The organism is Komagataeibacter kakiaceti JCM 25156, from assembly GCF_000613305.1.
Window position 1 is genome coordinate 1 of the sequence record NZ_BAIO01000476.1, and the last position, 1,793, is coordinate 1,793.

At 64.2% G+C, this 1,793-nt stretch carries 2 protein-coding genes and 1 pseudogene; all 3 read left to right on the forward strand.

Features of this window, described 5'->3' with window-relative positions:
- The coding region (locus JCM25156_RS25170) for a peptidoglycan DD-metalloendopeptidase family protein (RefSeq protein ID WP_034960258.1) at positions 1-223 on the forward strand (223 nt) is incomplete at its 5' end.
- Between the two features lie 148 nt (positions 224-371).
- On the forward strand, positions 372-1,118 hold the full coding sequence (locus JCM25156_RS32715) for a S41 family peptidase (RefSeq protein ID WP_242402699.1): 747 nt from the start codon (positions 372-374) through the stop codon (positions 1,116-1,118).
- A pseudogene (locus tag JCM25156_RS32720) lies at positions 1,061-1,793 on the forward strand (S41 family peptidase); the annotation flags it as partial. The gene JCM25156_RS32715 and the pseudogene JCM25156_RS32720, both read left to right, overlap by 58 nt.

Consider the following 1,793-nt stretch of genomic DNA (forward strand, 5'->3'; position numbering starts at 1 on the left):
GTCCGTTCCGCACATACGGCAGATGATGATCCTTGATTGCGGCAAACATTACCGCTTCGTGCTGGCGGGCCTGGGCGAAATCGCGGTGGCGGCGGGCCAGCAGGTCAGCCACGGCGCGGCGGTGGGCCAGATGCCGCAATGGACTGGCGGGGGCAGCAGGCCGACACTGTTCGTGCAGTTGCGCCACGGCAGCAGCGCCGTCAATCCGGCCCCCTATCTGTAGATGTGGCGCGAGACGGTTTTATCCCCATGCAAGTTCGGTATATGCTGCCAGCCCGTGACGGATGGGGCGGACCACGCTACAACGCAACGCGAAGAATACATGCAGGCCAGCCGGACCAGGTCGGCGGGCATCCAGGAGACAACGACGCATGAAGTTCCGTAATGGCTTGCTGATCGGTTGCGCCTTTCTTGCAGGGCTCGCGGCGGCCCCGCAGATCGCTTACTACTCGGCAGGCAGGGGGGGAGCGCTCGCCCCCATGGCCCATGCGGCGGATATTGTCTCCAAGGATGACAACACCCCGCGCGAGATCGAACAGCTCATGTTCCTGTTCGGCTATGTGCTGGAAAAGGTGAAGGCGAATTACGTCGAACCCGTATCGACCCGCGACCTGATCACCAACTCCCTCAATGGCATGCTGAGCGGTCTGGACCCGCACAGTTCGTACATGACGGAAAAACAGTTCTCCGACCTTCAGGTCCAGACCAAGGGCTCGTTCGGCGGGCTGGGGCTGGAAGTTCAGGGCGAGGACGGGCATGTGCGCGTGGTCTCCCCCATTGATGACACCCCGGCCGCGCGCGCGGGCATCAAGCCCGGTGACTTCATTGTCGCGATCGATGGCAAGAACATCGACGGCCAGCCGCTGGACCAGGTGGTCACGCGCATGCGCGGCAAGCCCGATACCCGCATCACGCTGACCCTGATCCGTGAAAAAACGCCCAAGCCCGTTATCGTGACGCTGACGCGCGCGATCATTCCGCTGCAGGTGATCAATCTTCGCTGTACGACACCATCGGCTACATCCGAATCGCGCAGTTCAATGAGGAAACGCAGTCCGGCCTGCTTTCCGCCTACAAGAAGCTTCAGGCCCAGACGCACAACAAGATGGCGGGCCTGATCATCGACCTGCGCTCCGATCCGGGCGGGCTGCTGACACAGGCCATCGATGTCGGTTCGGATTTCATCCGCAGTGGTGAAATCGTCTCCACCGCGCGCGCCACCCGCAGGACAGCCAGCGCTGGGACGCCCATAACACCGACATCACCGGCGGCCTGCCCATTGTGGTGCTGATCAATGGCGGCTCCGCCTCCGCCAGCGAGATCGTGGCCGGTGCGCTTCAGGACCACCAGCGCGCCGTGCTGCTGGGGGAAAAGACCTTTGGCAAGGGATCGGTGCAGACCATCCTGCCCATCCCGGGTGAAGGCGCGATCCGCCTGACCACGGCGCGCTACTACACGCCATCGGGCCGGTCCATCCAGGGGCTGGGCATCGTGCCCGACATTACCGTGCGCGAAGCGCGCGATGATCCCGCCTACAGCATCCATGAAGCCGACCTGGCCCATATCATCAAGAACCGGGGCGGCAACACGGCGCAGCCGCCCTCACGCACCGACCTGCCCGCCATAGCGAAGTCCATTCCCGCCCAGCCGCCCGCGAACTGGCCGGAATTCGACCCGCAGAAGCCCACGACGGACTTCCAGTTGCAAGAAGGGCTGAAAGTCGTGCGCGCCATGGCGGGCCTGCCCGTTGCGGCCGAACCGCCCGCACCGGCGGAGAAGACGCCCGCAGCCGC